This window comes from Chrysosporum bergii ANA360D (genome assembly GCF_029891735.1).
Lineage (GTDB): Bacteria > Cyanobacteriota > Cyanobacteriia > Cyanobacteriales > Nostocaceae > Umezakia > Umezakia bergii.
Window position 1 is genome coordinate 1 of record NZ_JANQDH010000058.1, and the last position, 16,077, is coordinate 16,077.

12 protein-coding genes and 1 pseudogene are annotated in these 16,077 nt (G+C 42.4%); 3 read left to right on the top strand and 10 right to left on the bottom strand.

The features are described 5' to 3' along the window. Window positions 1-138 precede the first annotated feature (138 nt). Window positions 139-543, bottom strand: a pseudogene (locus tag NWP17_RS09165) (RsmB/NOP family class I SAM-dependent RNA methyltransferase); the annotation flags it as partial. Window positions 544-661: 118 nt separating this feature from the next. On the opposite strand from NWP17_RS09165, the gene NWP17_RS09170 reads away from it, so the two are divergent. Further along, on the top strand, window positions 662-2,080 hold the full coding sequence (locus NWP17_RS09170; protein ID WP_280654604.1) for a DUF2157 domain-containing protein: 1,419 nt from the start codon (window positions 662-664) through the stop codon (window positions 2,078-2,080). 149 nt (window positions 2,081-2,229) lie between these two features. Next, a complete protein-coding gene (locus NWP17_RS09175; protein ID WP_280654605.1) occupies window positions 2,230-2,991 on the top strand; it encodes a GDYXXLXY domain-containing protein in 762 nt (253 codons plus the stop codon). A gap of 365 nt (window positions 2,992-3,356) precedes the next feature. Here NWP17_RS09175 and NWP17_RS09180 read toward each other — a convergent pair whose 3' ends face one another. Beyond that, window positions 3,357-6,383 (bottom strand): UPF0182 family protein, encoded by a 3,027-nt coding sequence (locus NWP17_RS09180; RefSeq protein ID WP_280654606.1) that lies wholly within the window; start codon window positions 6,381-6,383, stop codon window positions 3,357-3,359. A gap of 187 nt (window positions 6,384-6,570) precedes the next feature. Between NWP17_RS09180 and NWP17_RS09185 the strand changes: the two genes are divergently transcribed. Next, window positions 6,571-7,008 carry a Crp/Fnr family transcriptional regulator gene (locus NWP17_RS09185; protein ID WP_280654607.1) on the top strand — a complete coding sequence of 146 codons (438 nt, stop codon included), beginning with the start codon at window positions 6,571-6,573 and terminating at the stop codon, window positions 7,006-7,008. Between the two features lie 113 nt (window positions 7,009-7,121). On the opposite strand, the gene NWP17_RS09190 is transcribed toward NWP17_RS09185, so the two are convergent. The 8 genes from NWP17_RS09190 to NWP17_RS09225 all read right to left on the bottom strand — a co-directional run bounded on the left by NWP17_RS09190 (window position 7,122) and on the right by NWP17_RS09225 (window position 15,916). After that, entirely contained in the window at window positions 7,122-8,528 is a 1,407-nt protein-coding gene (locus NWP17_RS09190; RefSeq protein WP_280654608.1) for a cobyrinic acid a,c-diamide synthase CobB, read from the bottom strand. Window positions 8,529-8,660: 132 nt separating this feature from the next. Further along, complete coding sequence (opcA, locus tag NWP17_RS09195) at window positions 8,661-10,019, bottom strand: glucose-6-phosphate dehydrogenase assembly protein OpcA (protein ID WP_280654609.1); 1,359 nt, start codon at window positions 10,017-10,019, stop codon at window positions 8,661-8,663. Between the two features lie 54 nt (window positions 10,020-10,073). Next, on the bottom strand, window positions 10,074-11,603 hold the full coding sequence (gene zwf / locus NWP17_RS09200; RefSeq protein ID WP_280654610.1) for a glucose-6-phosphate dehydrogenase: 1,530 nt from the start codon (window positions 11,601-11,603) through the stop codon (window positions 10,074-10,076). Between the two features lie 62 nt (window positions 11,604-11,665). Beyond that, window positions 11,666-12,811 carry a transaldolase gene (gene tal / locus NWP17_RS09205; protein WP_280654611.1) on the bottom strand — a complete coding sequence of 382 codons (1,146 nt, stop codon included), beginning with the start codon at window positions 12,809-12,811 and terminating at the stop codon, window positions 11,666-11,668. 213 nt (window positions 12,812-13,024) lie between these two features. Next, window positions 13,025-14,074: a class 1 fructose-bisphosphatase gene (gene fbp / locus NWP17_RS09210; protein ID WP_280654612.1), complete on the bottom strand. Its 1,050-nt coding sequence runs from the start codon at window positions 14,072-14,074 to the stop codon at window positions 13,025-13,027. A gap of 206 nt (window positions 14,075-14,280) precedes the next feature. Further along, a complete protein-coding gene (locus tag NWP17_RS09215) occupies window positions 14,281-14,718 on the bottom strand; it encodes a DUF29 family protein (protein WP_280654613.1) in 438 nt (145 codons plus the stop codon). Window positions 14,719-14,986: 268 nt separating this feature from the next. Then, window positions 14,987-15,274 carry an RNA recognition motif domain-containing protein gene (locus NWP17_RS09220; protein WP_280654614.1) on the bottom strand — a complete coding sequence of 96 codons (288 nt, stop codon included), beginning with the start codon at window positions 15,272-15,274 and terminating at the stop codon, window positions 14,987-14,989. A 423-nt stretch (window positions 15,275-15,697) separates the two neighbouring features. Beyond that, a complete protein-coding gene (locus NWP17_RS09225) occupies window positions 15,698-15,916 on the bottom strand; it encodes a ssl0294 family protein (RefSeq protein ID WP_280654615.1) in 219 nt (72 codons plus the stop codon). Window positions 15,917-16,077 lie beyond the last annotated feature (161 nt).

Genomic DNA, 16,077 nt, shown 5'->3' on the forward strand with positions numbered 1-16,077 from the left:
TTTCTATGTGTTTGGTTTGATTCAATTTGTCGCTTTGCTACCGCGAAGCCCGCCCACTATTTGTGCTAGTTGTGTCACTTATTTCAGTACACAAATACTATAATATAGCGATCGCCTGTGCCAGTTGCGTAAGTCCTGTTCATTACAAATTAGTAAATTAGGTTGCAAAGCTATCTTGGCAAAAATACTTTTTCCACCAGGGGCGGCACACATATCAAAAACTAAACCCAACGGTTGGGGAATAGTTAATAAAACAGAAGCAGCAAATACAGAGGAAAAATCTAAACAATAAAAATAACCCTGTTCATGTAGAGGATGTTTACCCGGTTTTTCTCCTAATAATAAACGATGTACAAAATCGGGTTGCCAATTTGTTGGCAATTCTACTGTAAAGGGCAATATATCAGGCTGGTTTTGACACCAAATAATGGCGGGATTAAAAGAATGGGGATGAATTAATGTATCAATAAATTTTTCTTGTTGCTGAGAGTTGGTAAACAAACGCCGTGAAAGTTTTATTAATAAATTTGATGGTTTTTCCATTAGTAAAAATGTTGTAGAAGAACAGTGTTATCTATGCTCTTGGCTGCATACTGAAATTACAATGACCGCCATTCTCAAACTGATTAATCTGAAACCACTATACCGGAGATGGTGATAAATGTTAGATAACTTTCAGCAGAAATTACGCCGAGAAGCACAATTGTGGCGAGATGAAGGACTCATTAGCTCTTCCCAATACCAAGACCTAGCCCAACGTTATAAATTTAATCACCTCGAAACATCAACACGCGATCGCTTTCGCTCCCTTGTGATTGTTATAGGTGGGATATTTGTGTGTTTGGGTGTAATTACCTTTGTAGCAGCAAACTGGCGATTATGGTCACGGGAAGTCAAATTTATTTTGATGATCAGTTTGTTTCTATCCACCAGTATCACTGGTTTTTACATCAGGAGAGAAGGTCAATCAAGCAACAGTCAACAGAATGAAAAACAAAGCAAACGCATTCTAGGAGAAGGACTACTAATTTTAAGTGCTTTGGTCTTAGGAGTAAATATACTGCTAATGGCGCAGATTTTTAATGTTAACGGTTCCCTTAATGAACTGTTTCTAGCCTGGGGATTTGGTGTTTTGGTGATGGCTTACAGTTTATCGTTAACTTCCCTAGGGACTATGGCCATTATCCTCATTGAAATTGGTTATTGGATGGGAAGAGGAGAATTTTCAGGTTTTGCAGGTGAGTGGAATTGGGCGAGTTTGGCCGTTCGACATATGCCTTTATTGTCGTGGTTACTATTTGTACCCTTAGCATACTTTTGTCGATCGCGTTGGATTTTTGTTTTAGCGGCTTTAGTATTTGCTGGTACTTTGCAATTAAATCTTAACCCTTTACCTCTGCTGAATTTTGCTAATATAACTCCCTGGGTGGCTTCCTTTGCCTTGGTACTCCCACCTGCATTATTTTGGAGTTATGACGATTTGCTGTTTCCCACCATCAACTATAGGTTGTTTCAACCCCTAGCCCGTAACCTAGCATTGATATTTTTTGCCCTTGTATTTTATGTTTTGTCCTTTCGTTGGCAATGGGTAGCCCCTACATTAAATTCTTTTCCCTCGAGTACCACTAATAGCTGGTTTATGTCTGTGCCCATCATTGACTTGGGCATTCTCAGTGGTTTAGCAGTATTACAATGGCTATCTCTACTGCGGTTGAGAAATAACCCCCCGAGACGGGAAGTAATTTTCACCATTGGTGTTGTGACTACCTTTTTAGCTTTCATTATTATTACACCCTTCTGGCATTTAGCTATTACTCCCATTGCTGAACTAGGCAGTTTTATCTTCAATGTACTTTTGGCATTTTTGGCATCAGGGTTAATTCGAGAAGGATTAAAATTAAATAGCAGAAGTAGCTTCTGGGTAGGTATGCTATTATTAACCCTGCAAATTATTAGTCGGGCTATAGAATACGACACAGACCGACTATTTCAGTCCCTGGTTTTATTTCTCTGTGGTTCAGCACTAATTATTGCCGGATTGTGGTTTGAGCGTCGCTTACCCGCTGAATCTAATTCCTAATTGTCATGTCAATAGCTGAGTTGTTGACTATGAGCTATAATAGTTAGCAAAATCTCATTTTTTCACCTTGTTTAGAGAGTCTCTGCGTCATTCCTAATTCTGGTATTAAGCCAGACAAACTAATAAACCATTATTTTAGGACTAGACTCATGAGCAGTAATTCCTCTGAATCAAGTGAAAATAAATCATTGAGAACATTATCTCCTGAAGTCGAGTTTTCCGAAAAGCTGACTTTTAAAGATTACCTCATTGCTACAGAAGAAAAAGCCAACAAGCCTCTACCTTTATGGCGGCTATTACTTGCTTTGTTCATTCAAACGGGAATAATTCTGGCAGTTCCTGTCCAAGCAATGTATACTAACATCATTGGTAGAGATGTAATTTTGCAAACTCTACCCCAAAGCCCTAACAATGTAGTTCAAGAATTTTCTCTTTCATTAGAATACGATATATCCCGTGTGGAAAATTTGCGGAGACTACCGGGATGGAATAACTTAGTTAAAACCAATCAGGGTAGAAACAGACAACTACGTTCAGGAACCAACTTATACCTAATTTTACAGGAGCAACCGATTTCATCAAATCTTAGTATTCCCAGACCTTGGAAACCAGTACGGGTCACTAGCGATCTACCCCAGTCTTTACCCAGGAATCAAGTAGCTTTAAAAGGTGTGTATGATAACAATGCCATTATTTATGGAATAGAAACATACTACCTTCCCCAACAGCAACGGCAGCAAATTACTAACGATATTTTCCAAACCGTCCCACCAACGAGAGGAAATCAAAGCAGACAAATTCAACCAATTACAGTCAGAGTTAAGGTAGATCCTCAAGGTAATGCTGTACCAGTTAGTTTGTGGGTACGGAATAGCGAAACCGTGCAAAGGAGTCGAAATTATCGTTTTTAACCAAACTCCAAGCACCAAGCAACGCCCCAGCGTTGCTCAAGTTTATATCTCAGGTGTTTAGGAAATGCTATGAGTTGACCAATAAATTAAAATACTTGCCAATTTGGCATGACAAATACTGTACTTGCGGTTTAAATAATATATCAACAGGGATGACGGGAAATTGAAAACTCTACACAGTATAGGGTCAAGCCTTGTTTTTCATAATCCCATTCCCATGCCAGTTGTTGATTTGGTGCTGTGGAAAGACTATCAATGGGTGAACCGGTCAATTCTCCGCGCTAATCATCGCTTCATTACAACTGGCTAAAATTCCCACTACTGCAATAATTACCCGTGATCATTTTTTAGTTTTGGAACTGGTTTTATTCTGGGGCTGTTGGTTCTTCCACTGGGCGAATAATGGCTGGGGCTGGGGTGACTTCAGGCTGAAAAATTCCTTCTAATGCTTGTTCTAGGGTGGGAGCCATAACAATGCGATTTTCAAAAGCCACAATTACCCTAACCAAGGTTGGTAGTCTATTTTGGGTGGCTTCTAAATATATTGGCTCCACGTATAATAAGGATTGCTCAATGGGGATAATTAATAAGTTACCCTGGACAACTCTAGAACCTTGACGATTCCACAGGGAAATTTGCTGGGAAATTACCGGATCTTGGTTAATTCTGGCTTCAATTTGCTCTGGTCCGTAAACCAGGCGTTCTTTAGGAAATACGTACAACAGCAACTTACCATAATTTTCGCCATCCGATCGCGCGGCTAACCAAGCAATTAAATTAGAGCGTTGTTTGGGGGTGTAGGGTAGTAAGAGAATAAATTCTTCAAAGGGGACGGTGGGGAGACTGGTAATTAAATAGTAGGGGTCTACTGGTCGGGCTTTATTCCCGTAGATTTCCTGTGGTATTTGCCACTGGTCTTCTCGATTATAAAAAACCTGGGGGTCTGTCATGTGGTAGGTCATCAATCGTTCAGATTGAATTTTGAACAGGTCCACTGGATAGCGGATATGCTTCAGGAGGGTTGGAGGTAGGTCACTGAGGGGTTTAAAGGTGTTGGGAAATATTTTGGACCAAGTGTTAATAATGGGGTCGCTAGAGTCAGCAACGTAAAAGTTAACAGTGCCGTGGTAGGCATCAACTACTACTTTTACTGAGTTACGGATGTAGTTTATTTCTTCGCTGGTGATGTCTGAGTAGGGATAGCGATCGCTAATGGTGTAAGCATCTATAATCCAGTAGAGATAATTGCCATTACTTTCAAAATCGTTATTGTCATTACCATCAGGGCTGGCATCAGCCGCCACTAAGTAGGGGTTGCTATCAAATTGTAAAAAAGGTGCAATAGCTCTAATGCGTTCTTTAATATTGCGCCGGAATAATACCTTAGTATCTGGCAAAAAGTCACGTGTAAATAACATTTGCCAATCTTTTAAATACATAGCAAATAATAACCGTCGCCAAGGTGCGCCAATGGAAATTCCCCCCAGCCCATCATAAACATGGTAAACATTATCACTGCCACTAGGAAAGTCTAACTCTTGAACTCTCGTGCCAGTCATCACATGATTATCAGTTATTTCGCCGAAATAGATACGGGGGTTACCAATGGGGATACTGTCACGAATAGCCTCACTGGAGGTAGCCAGGGGGCTTTGATCATTGCCGGCGATATCTTTAACAAAATACTCAGGTAGCCCACCCGGTCCTACTGTATTAACTGGACTCATGGTAAAACCAAAACCGTGAGTATAAATTAAACGGCGGTTGACCCATGTTTGGGCTTGTTGGGGTACGGCAGTATAATCTAGTTCCCTAGCGGCAATCAATACCTGTCGTCGTTCCGTGGCTTGGTTTTCTGCTTGGTTAGTTGATGCAGACTGTGTTGGTGCTGCGGGTCTTTGGCTGGGTAATTCTTTAAAAAGAGTGTAGCGGTCAATATCCGCATCAGGAAAGCGGTAATATAGTCGAATTTGTTGCAGCTGACGGTTAGTCTCTAGCAGTGGTTGTTGATCCCAAAGGCGAATATTACGAATAGTTAAATCATTTTTTTCCAAGTCGGCTTTAGTTAAGTTTCCTGTGGGGTTAAAGGTTTGCACATCAATCACGTCTAAATCAAATGCTTGCCGAGTTAAAGCAATGGTACGCTCAATGTAGGGTTGCTCTCGTTGTAATTCATTGGGTTGAACCACTAAATACTGCACTACTGTAGGTAAGATAAAATCAGCGGCGACCACCACCAACACATAAATCCCTAGTCCGTAAAATAGCGATTGGCGATGGAGAGAGTGGGGCTTCCAAGAAATTGTCCGCCACAATAAATAAAAAGCCACTCCCAAGGCCAAGACACATAAAACTGTGTAAGCTGGCAAAACTGCCACTACATCGGTGTAACTAGCACCGTATGTCACCCCACGTTGAGAATAAACCAATTCATAACGACTCAGCCAATAACTAAAGGACACAACCAGCATGAATAAGCCACTCAGGGCGAATAAATGACGCTGTTGCTGAGAGGAAAACCCAGGAAAAATTCCTTGGCTGAGACTGTTAGCAGAGAGGAGGTAAGTTAGGGCTACAGCTATAAAGCCATACAAAAACAACCCCACAAACCACAGTTCCAGCAGTTCCCAAAATGGCAGAGAGTATATATAAAAGCTAATATCTAGATTAAATAAAGGCTCAGAAGCGTTAAAAGCCGTGGGCTGAAAATATTGCAGCACTCTAGCCCAGTTGTGAGATAGTATCCAAGCCAATAACAGACTAAAAGCAATGGCTATAGTTTGTAATATAATTTTGGGATACATTAAAATGGACACACCCACCACTGCAATTAAGCCAACATACCAAACCGAGGAGAAAACTTGCACTTTCATCAACTGCCAAATTCTCTCTGGTCGAAACAAGGGCGGGACTGGTGGAATATCTCTAGTAATGGGAGAATGCCAGTAGGTAATGGCTATATCCAGATAGTGAACTAACATTAATCCCACCAATAAAGTTAATACCAAGCCGATGGGTAGTAACCAGATTAATGTTAATGGTTTAGTGCGAGATAATGGCGTTGGTCTTTCATAGCCTTGGGTATAGTGAGGACTGAGAAAATTTTGCAAGTCTGTATTAAGTCCAGCTTCCTGACGCTGAACTTCTTTAATTTTCATAGTCCGGGGATATTTTAGCCCTGCTGCTATGTGAAGATTTGCTAATAAATAGGCAGCACTAACACCAGCTACAAGTATCCACAACCCCCCTCTAGTGACTAACCTGAGTAGAAATACTTGTAAATAGCCCACATTCTCAAACCAGAGAATTTCTGCTCCCAGACGAGAAACCAAGTCCAGGAATAGCCACAGTCCCAGCAATACTATTATTAATCTCGCACCTTTCCATAACATGACTTGTGTAGGGGGGAATCTTTTTAGTTAGATCATAACTCTTGTAGTGACGGCATTGTATGGATTTTTGGACATGAACGCGGGGTTTAACCCTAGGGAAGATGCCCGCACTAGGAGATTTTTATGATTGCAATGTGTTGAGTAGGGGTATAATTGTTTGTATAATTTAATTTATCATATTGTAACCATGCTCACCAGTGTTGACCGCTTATTATTTGTCCGCCAAGTGCCGATTTTTAAAGAGTTGCGAGATGATTTTATTGTGCGCCTGGCTTCAGTAATGCACGAGTTACAGTTTCCTGCTAATTATACCATTTTTAGACAGGGAGAACAGGGGCGATCGCTTTACATTATTGTTTCTGGTAAAGTTAAAGTCCACATTGGAGATAAAAAACTGGCCGAGGTAGAAGAGGGAAAATACTTCGGTGAAATGGCAGTATTTGACACTCAGCCTCGTTCTGCTTCTGTGACTACCTTAGAACCCTGTGAGTTTTTGGAACTAACCCAGGAGCAACTTTACGATGCTATTGAGGAAATTCCCGAAGTTGCAGTGAATATCATTAGGGAATTATCTCGTTTAGTTCGCAAACTCAATGATGATATGACAGCAATTTTAAGTAATTGAATAGTTTCCAGGTATCTAAACCACCTGCTGATCTCTATACTCCATCTCTGTCTACATCACCCTCCGCGTCTGGGTATCCTGGAGGGTGAGATATAAAAATATGGTTTATTTAGCTAAAAACCGCTTGGATAAATCCCACATTGTTGTAAAAACCGCAGTGCTATTTCTGCCCGTTCTCCCCAGTGCAAATGAATATAAGAGGCGTAAACATTGGTAGGTAAACACCATCCTTCAGTTCCCAGATTTTCCTGACTATCATAACGATAAGTTGCTAACAAAGGCGGATGGGGATTTATATTTAAAGAGGAACGATGAAACTCATGCCCGTAAAAGTTTGTACCTGATGACACTAATAAGTTATCTTGTAAAGCAACTGCGCGACGATAACCTAAAGTTAAACGCCCCCCCATAACAGCAGATGTGGGTAACACCCCCACCATAGGCCAAGAGTTACCTTCAAAATCAATAATTTGTTCACACAAATACATTAAACCTCCACATTCGGCAATGGTGGGTATTCCTTGGAGAATTGCCTTTTTTACTGCTTTGAGAATGGCGGTATTTTCTGTTAGTTGCTGGGCGAAAACTTCAGGAAAACCCCCACCAAAATACATTCCTTGCACACTAGGGGGTAATTCAGTATCAGCCAAAGGACTCCAAAAAACTAATTCTGCACCTAAGTTTTGTAATAAATCAAGATTATCTTGATAATAGAAATTAAAAGCGCGATCGCGTGCTACGGCAATTTTCACCGGTTCAGAACTAGAATAACTCCATAACTTCACTCCATCACCCTGGTTTTGCCCCGGGGCTTTTTTGGGTTGTAACAGTGGTAGTATGTATTCCCAATTAAAACAACTTTCTCCCAAATCAGCCAGACGATTAATTACAGTGTCCAACTCAGGTAATTCGGCACTAGGGACTAAACCCAGATGGCGATCGGGTATGGTAATATTATCTTGACGACGCAGGACACCGAGAACAGGTAAATTTAGTGGTTGTAGAGAATCTTGCAGAAGAGATAAATGGCGATCGCTTCCCACCCTATTTAACACCAACCCAGCCATTTTAACTCTAGAATCAAAAGAACAATAACCGTGAGCGATGGCAGCCACCGAACCAGACAAACGGCTACAATCAATTACTAATATCACAGGTAAATCTAACAGCCTCGCCACGTGTGCGGTACTCGCAAAATCGCTAGTAATAATACTTTCTGGTTGATTGTGAACATATTTAACCCCGTCAAAAAGACCCATTACGCCTTCAACTAGGGAGTATTCACACTCTCCACTATAAACAGCAAAACATTTTTTAACATAAGCCTCAGAAGTCAGTACTGGATCTAAATTACGACAAGGGCGGCCAGTGATGTGAGCGTGAAACATGGGGTCAATGTAGTCTGGACCCACCTTAAAGGACTGTATAGCCAAACCACGACGGCGTAAAGATGCCAAAAGAGCGAGGGTAACTGTTGTTTTCCCCACTCCACTACGTTCTCCAGCAATGACTAAGGCCATAAATAAAAACAGATAATATGGGCAATTTTACCCAAATTTATTACATTAGCGGGCAAGACTTGTACTGAGCGCTTCGTACTGAGCGTAGTCGAAGTATAGTCGAAGTATGCCCGCACCACAAGAAAAGTTAGATCAATCCAAATTGACAGTCTGGGCTATAACCTGTAGGCTTTCTTCAAACAGTAACTCCCGACCCCAACGTTGTACCTGCTGACTTAGTAAAGCTTCCGCTTTTTGTTCTGAAAGTGAACCCACCTGTTGAAATAGACCAGGGGATTGAGCGCCGCCGTGTGTTTCCATCCGCATACAGCCCCCAGTCTCGGAACATATAACAGTACTAGACTCAGCCTGGGCATTGATTGAACTGAGGCGTAGAGCAATTAAATCACCCACAACCTCACCCACATCAGCCACCGGAACTCCGGCTAACTCGGCTTCAACTTGTCGCTGGTCAGGGGAAACAAAGGTAATTTTAGTGATATCATAGTCACCAGCTTCCTTTTTATAGGAAACCGGCGACCATTGTAGGCGACTTGCCAGCCAACCCACAAACAGCATGGCTTGGGTGGGGTTGCCTTTTTCGTAGTCAATAGTCACCCGGTCAATTTCCCTCAGTCCGGCGCGACGATGGGGAGAGTCGTAGGCTTGGGCTGTTAACTCCTGCCATGCTGATAATCGTCGCCAGTTTAAGTCAGCTAGGGGAACACCAGTTTCTACTAATTTCTGGAGACTTAATAAATCAGTTTCTGGCTCGTTAAAGTTACAAGAGTCAACAATAACATTATTGCAGACCGCCGCTAGTCGCTTAAACAAATTATTGTTAGGGTCTGGTGTGGCTTTCCACCAGAGAAACTTGGGCAGTCCACCAATTAATAATGCTGGGATCATTCCTCCCACTCGTTCCAAAGCGGCAGCAGTTCCAGTTAAGGTGATGTATTCACAGCAGATCAGTGTACTTGAACTTTGCTTTTGAATGGGGCAGTAGGCAGAAACTTGAGCTTTTACCCCCTCATCTTCCCCGGCGATGGGAAATAAAGCGATAATCCGGCAGGGGTTACGCAGGGCGATTTCATCGGCAATTGCTGGGTTAATGGGACTGAAGTTATAAGCCACGCTTTCCCCGGTGGCCATGTTTCCCTGACGTTTGGCGAACTCTTCCCGCAAAACCTTCAGTGTTTCTGGTGTGGCTGTACCTGTTTCAGGTAAGCCATATTTAACTTGTACTTGCCGTAGGGCCGCTGTCATTTGTGGACCGAGAATACCATCAATAGGTCCGGTATAAAATCCTAAAGCAGCTAACAAATATTGAGTTTCCTCTGGTTCGTAAACCACTAGGGTAAATGTTGTGGCTCTGGTGGCTGCGGGTAGCCCTCCATCTTCTCCGCTAATACCGTAACTTTGCCAAATTTGATTCAGTTCTGTTTCTATTTCGTTCAGGGAAGTATCTTTGGGAGCCTGAAGAGAAAAAATTGTAGGAGCTTGGGAAATCATAGTAGTTTGGTCATTAGTTATTGGTTATTGGTCATTGGTCAGATATGATGCTTTTTACAGCCTGCGCCAGCTACGACCATCTTGGTTAATGAGCAGTTCAGCCTCTGCTGGTTCCCATGTTCCTGCTTCATAGCGAGGAATGGTGGCCGGATCTGCGGGTGCATCCCAAACAGAAAGGGCAGGGGTTACTACTTGCCATGCTGCTTCTACTTCGTCCGCTCGTGTAAATAGTGTTTGGTCGCCCATCATACAGTCAAGAAAAAGGCGATCGTAAGCATCGGAAGTTGCTTGAATGCCGAAGGAACCGTAACTAAAGTCCATATCAACAGAACGAGTGCGAAATTCTGCCCCTGGCATTTTGACATCAAAGCGTAAAGAAATTCCTTCATTAGGCTGAATCCGCATAGCTAAAACATTGGCGTTTCTCTGTTGGGCTGCAGATTGAAACATCCGAGAAGGAACATCGCGGAAGTGAATAGATATTTCACTCACCTTTTTAGGCATCCGCTTCCCTGTACGCAAGTAAAAAGGAACTCCTTGCCAGCGCCAGTTATCAACCAAGAACTTCATAGCCACATAAGTAGGAGTGATAGAGTTAGGGTCTACTCCCGGTTCTTGGTGATAACCGGGGACTTGTTGCCCTTTCATCCAACCTGCACTATATTGACCTCGCACTGCTGAACGTGACAAGTTGGGAACATCAGCTAATCGAGTAGCTTGTAATACTTTTACTTTTTCCGTGCGGATACTGTCGGCATCCATTGAGTTGGGTGCTTCCATTGCCGTTAAGCAGTAAAGCTGCATCAGGTGATTTTGCAGCATATCCCTGAGAGCGCCGGCTTTTTCGTAGTAGCCCGCTCGGTCTTCTACCCCCACGGTTTCTGCTACAGTGATTTGTACGTGGTCAACAAATTGACGATTCCACAATGGCTCAAATATGGCGTTGGCGAAGCGGAATACTAGGAGGTTTTGAACTGTTTCTTTACCTAGGTAGTGGTCTATACGGTAGACTTGGTTTTCTTGGCAGTACTTTTTTACTACTTGGTTAAGACTTTGTGCTGATGCCAGGTCACGACCAAAGGGTTTTTCAATGACTAGACGATGTTTGTAGGAGTCCTGTAGCATTCCGGCGCTTCCTAGCTGTCTGATGGCTTCGGGAAAGAAGTTGGGAGCTACGGAAAGATAGAACATCCGGTTTCCTCTGGTGTTCTCTTTTTCGTCTAGTTCAGTGAGGAAGGTTTTTAGTTTGTGATAGCTTTCTGGTTTGTCTATATCTCCGGGACAATAATACAGACGTTGAGAAAAGTCTTGCCAGAGTTCTCCTAATGGGACGTTAGGATGGGCTTCTGTCATCCCTTTTTCCATTTGCTCCCGGAAGTATTCATGGCTCCACTCTCTTCGTGCTACGCCCACTACTGTTATTTCTGGTGGTATGCGTCCTTCTCGCCGCAGTTTGTACAGTGCGGGGACGAGTTTACGCCAAGTAAGGTCACCTGATGCGCCAAAGATGACTATTATTTGGGGTTCGGGCATTCCTTGCTGTTGCAGACCAACGCGCAAGGGATTTTCTAGAAGGGTAATCATAATGTTTTCAGTGGGCTGTTGAGTGGTGTGTTGTTGGTTTGGTTTTCTCTCAACGAGAATGCTTACACGGGTGACAATAACCTGATTTTGTTTTCTAAAGAGTTCATCAAGGACTGGTAGGGTTTGACAAATTTGTCAATGCCTTCTTTTAGGAGTTCGTCCATGACAATATTGAGATCAATGTTAATGTCTGGGTCTTTAAGGCTTTCTATGAGTTGGTGGGCTTCTTCAACTCCTGTTTCTAAGCGATTAGCTACTTGACAATGGTCGGCACAAGCAGCAATGGTGGCTGGTGGTAGGGTGTTGATGGTGTCGGGTCCTATTAATTCTTCTACATACATAACGTCGCTGTATAGGGGGTTTTTGGTGCTGGTGCTAGCCCAGAGTAGTTTTTGTTGGTTGGCTCCTTTAGCTGCTAGGGTTTGCCATCTCTGGCTGTGAATGATTTTTTTGTATTCCTGGTAGGCAATTTTGGCGTTAGCTATGGCTATTTTGCCCCGGATGGCTTGCAGTTTTGCTTCCTGGGTGATGTCGTCCAGTCCACGCTTCATTTTGGCTTCTATTTTGGCATCAATGTTAGTGTCTATGCGACTGAGAAAGAAGCTGGCTACTGAAGCTATTTGGCTGAGGTCTTGATTTTGTGCTGCCCTTTTTTCTAAGCCAGCCATATAAGCCTCTGCTGTTTTGATGTAGCTATCTACTGAGAACAACAGAGTAATGTTAATATTGATGCCTTCGGATATGGCTTGTTCTACTGCGGGTAGTCCTGCTGGTGTTCCAGGAATTTTTACCAATAGGTTTTCTCGCCCGATTTCTTGGCTATAGCGCCTGGCTTCTGCTATTGATGCTTGGGTTTCATGGGCGATGGTGGGGGGTATTTCTATACTAACGTAACCATCTAGTCTACGACTGGCTTGATATACGGGGCGGAGTATGTCGCAGGCGTTGCGTATGTCGGCAAAAACAAGGTTTTCGTAAATTTGGTATGTGGGTAGTCCGGCGCGAATTCCTGCTTGGATGTCGGGGTCATAAATGGGGTTGTTGGCGATGGCTTGTTCAAAGATAGTGGGGTTGGAGGTGATGCCAGAAATACCCTGATTTTCTACTAGGTTTTGCAGTTCTCCTGATTGAATGATTTCACGGTTCAAGTTATCCATCCAGATGCTTTGACCATGTTGTTTGATTTGGTGTATGTGATTGGTTGCCATGGCTGTGGTTTTTCTCCTGTTCATAAAGAAGACTTTTTTGAATTGTCGCTTTGCCAATCACTTATGACATCAACCAGGTGAAGTAATTTTTAATTCATAAGTAGAGATGTTGTCTAATTACATGGCTGTGGTCAGGTTTTGCGTACGGTTGGTAAAATTGGCGTATTTTTAATTCTAGCTTTGGTGCTGTTGGAGTCTTTTTCTCCTGGGGTTTTAGTGTCCATTTTGAATGAAGGATTCTACTTTGGCCACGTCTTGTTTACTACCAATTATTAAAGGTGTACGTTGATGCAGTTTTTTGGGTACTACGTCTAAAATGTCTACTAATCCTGTGGTGGCGCGTCCTCCTGCTTGTTCTATGACAAAGGCTAACGGGGCTGTTTCATAGAGAAGCCGCAATTTACCTTCTGGTTTCTGTATTGTGCCTGGGTAGAGAAATACACCACCTTGAACTAATATGCGGTGGATGTCGCTGACCATGGCTCCACTGTAACGGGCTGTGTAACCTTCCGTGCGGTGGACGTAGCGGATATATTCCCGCATAGATTCTTCCCATTGCCAAAAGTTACCTTCGTTAACGCTATATACTGAACCGTGGTTAGGGATGCGGATGTTTTCTTCTGAGAGGATAAATTCCCCGAGGCTGGGATCTAGGGTGAATGAATGAACTCCGTTGCCCATGGTATAAACTAGCATGGTGCTGGGTCCATAGAGTATGTATCCGGCGGCAATTTGCTTGTGTCCGTTGGTGAGGAGGTCAGATGCTGTTTGATCTTTGTCGTCGCCTTGTTGTTGTCGAAGGGAGAATATGGAACCCAAACTTAAGTTAGTATCTGTATTCGATGAGCCGTCAATGGGGTCATAGAGTAAAGTGTAGCGACCGATGGGGCAGTTTTCTGGGATGTAGTACGGTGCTTCCATTTCTTCGGAGGCTAGGCGACAAACTAAGCCGCTTTGCTTGAATACAGAGATGAATACATCGTTGGCGTAGACATCCATGTTTTTGACGCTTTCTCCCTGGACGTTGATATCTCCGGAGAATCCCAGAACGCCTTCCATTAGTCCGGCGCGACTGAGGCGACGAGCTATGAGTTTACCTGCTAAGGCGATGCGATTCATCACGGCGCTTAAATCTTGTGCTTCTGCTCCAAAACTGTGCATTTGTTCGAGTACGTGACGGGATAATGTTGTACAATCACGATCTAAGCTTTTCTTGGTGGCATCATTCACAGATAGGTTTAAAGATTCGGGCGCTTGAGTCATTTTTGTTACTCTCTAGGATTTGGCTGATGGGTGAAGATCATTAATGGCAACTTGGTCGTTGCTATCTATATCTTAGAAAGGTATTTTGATAACTTAAATATGATTTTAGATAAACTAAAGAATTAGACATTGCCCACAAAAAATCTAGAAACTTGGAATGTAGCATCTCTGTTTGGTGGATGTCTTGAGGAAACGGGGATGTTTTTTTATTCCATATCGGTAAATGCTGAAATAGCCGTCATAGCTCGGTTGCAAATTTCTTGCTTGTTTACCATTTTCCGCAACTCAGAGACTTTATACCGACCTTCATTAATCTCTAAAGAGGCTTGGTTAATGGCTTGACGGTATGCGCTTTCTAGAGATTCCCTGAGTTCGGAGTCGTCAAGGTATGTACCTTTGGATTTAGGACGAGCATTCAAGTCCTGAATTTCTAAAATCGCGTTTCGGATGAATACATCCCAAGAGCGAGTGGTGCGTTTTTCTACGTCTTGCTTGATGAAATGTAACATAAGAACTATACCATAACTACGAATTTTATTCAAAATATCCTTTTTGCTCATCTCTTCCATTTCATCAATCATCAGTAGCGCACTGGATATGTTGCCTTTTTTTAAAAATTTCCGTAATTCTATTAGTTCTTCCATGAAATTTCATCTGCAAAAGTAGGCAGTAAATATTGCTGCGTGAACACCCATACATTGGCCATGCCATAAGAGTTTAATCTATTTTAAACTTGTTGGCTAACTAAATGAAATGTTTTGCTCCTGAGAATGGATAAAAATGCCCGGCTTTTGTGAAAACTTGGTTAATGTTGACAACTAGCCGGGTATATATTCATTATTTCTAGCAAATTTCTGCAAATTAATTTTGCATAACTAGAAAAAAATATGGTATGGTAGTGAGTCCACTTGATTAAAAATCTTGTTTTTTTGTCCAACCCCCTCCTCGCCGATTATCTTCCTTTGGTTTAGCTTTGTTGACTCTCAGTTGACGACCCATCCATTCTGCGCCATCTAATTTGGCAATAGCAGCATCTTCTTGGGCATCTTCGTTCATTTCAACAAACGCAAAGCCACGCATTCGTCCTGTTTCTCGGTCGGTAGGTAGCACTACTCTTTTGACTTCGCCGTAGTCTGCAAATACTTCTCTTAAATCTTCTTCAGTAGCGCGGTAAGAAAGGTTTCCAACGTAAATAGTCATGTGGGTAACGTAATTTTTAACAAAAAGCGATTAGTTCAGCTGGGGAAACAAAAGTAAACAAACTACAAAATATTGCATGGTCTACTCTGACTCACCTATGGCGAATGTTGTAGGACAGCGATGGTTATGCTGGCTTTTGCTTCAACTAAGGATGCCAGAGGGCTGAACTTACGCTTATGCTCACATAATAACTGATTGTGACATTTTTCAAAGTATGAGATTTAACAAAGTCTAATAATATGGATTTAGGCGTGTTTATATGTTTTTATATGTGTTTATATGTGTTTATATTTGTCTTTTTATGTAATGAGATTTGGTTTAGCCAGCCCTAAGTATACTGTTAGGGCTGGCTAAATACTTACCCTACAAGAGTTTTATTCACACTCTACCTTGGGTTATTGAATTTTGAGATGGGTGACAGTTTCAGTCAATGGCAATTTGCTGAGGTCCGCTAGCCTTACCATTATGTGCGTCGTGAGTTGAGGTAGTATGAGTAGTTGAGTTAATTTGTTGGTCTAGCCAGCTTTTTACAGGATCGTCCTTGAGGTTGAGTCGCAGCACACCTGAAAAAAAACCCCCCATAAATGAAACTGGGTGCTTGGTCAATTGTTGAAATATTGGGGACAATTCATCAAAGAACATATTTCACAGTCTCCTGTTGTTTAGTAGCAATGTTGACATAATCACTGATCTAGAAGGTGACAGTATTGCACCTGTAGCTTCTAATTCATTAGCGATCGCTTTGGAAAATGAAAAAATCTGTATTTCTTGATTCACTTTATGTCGTTGGGTACGACTGCCCT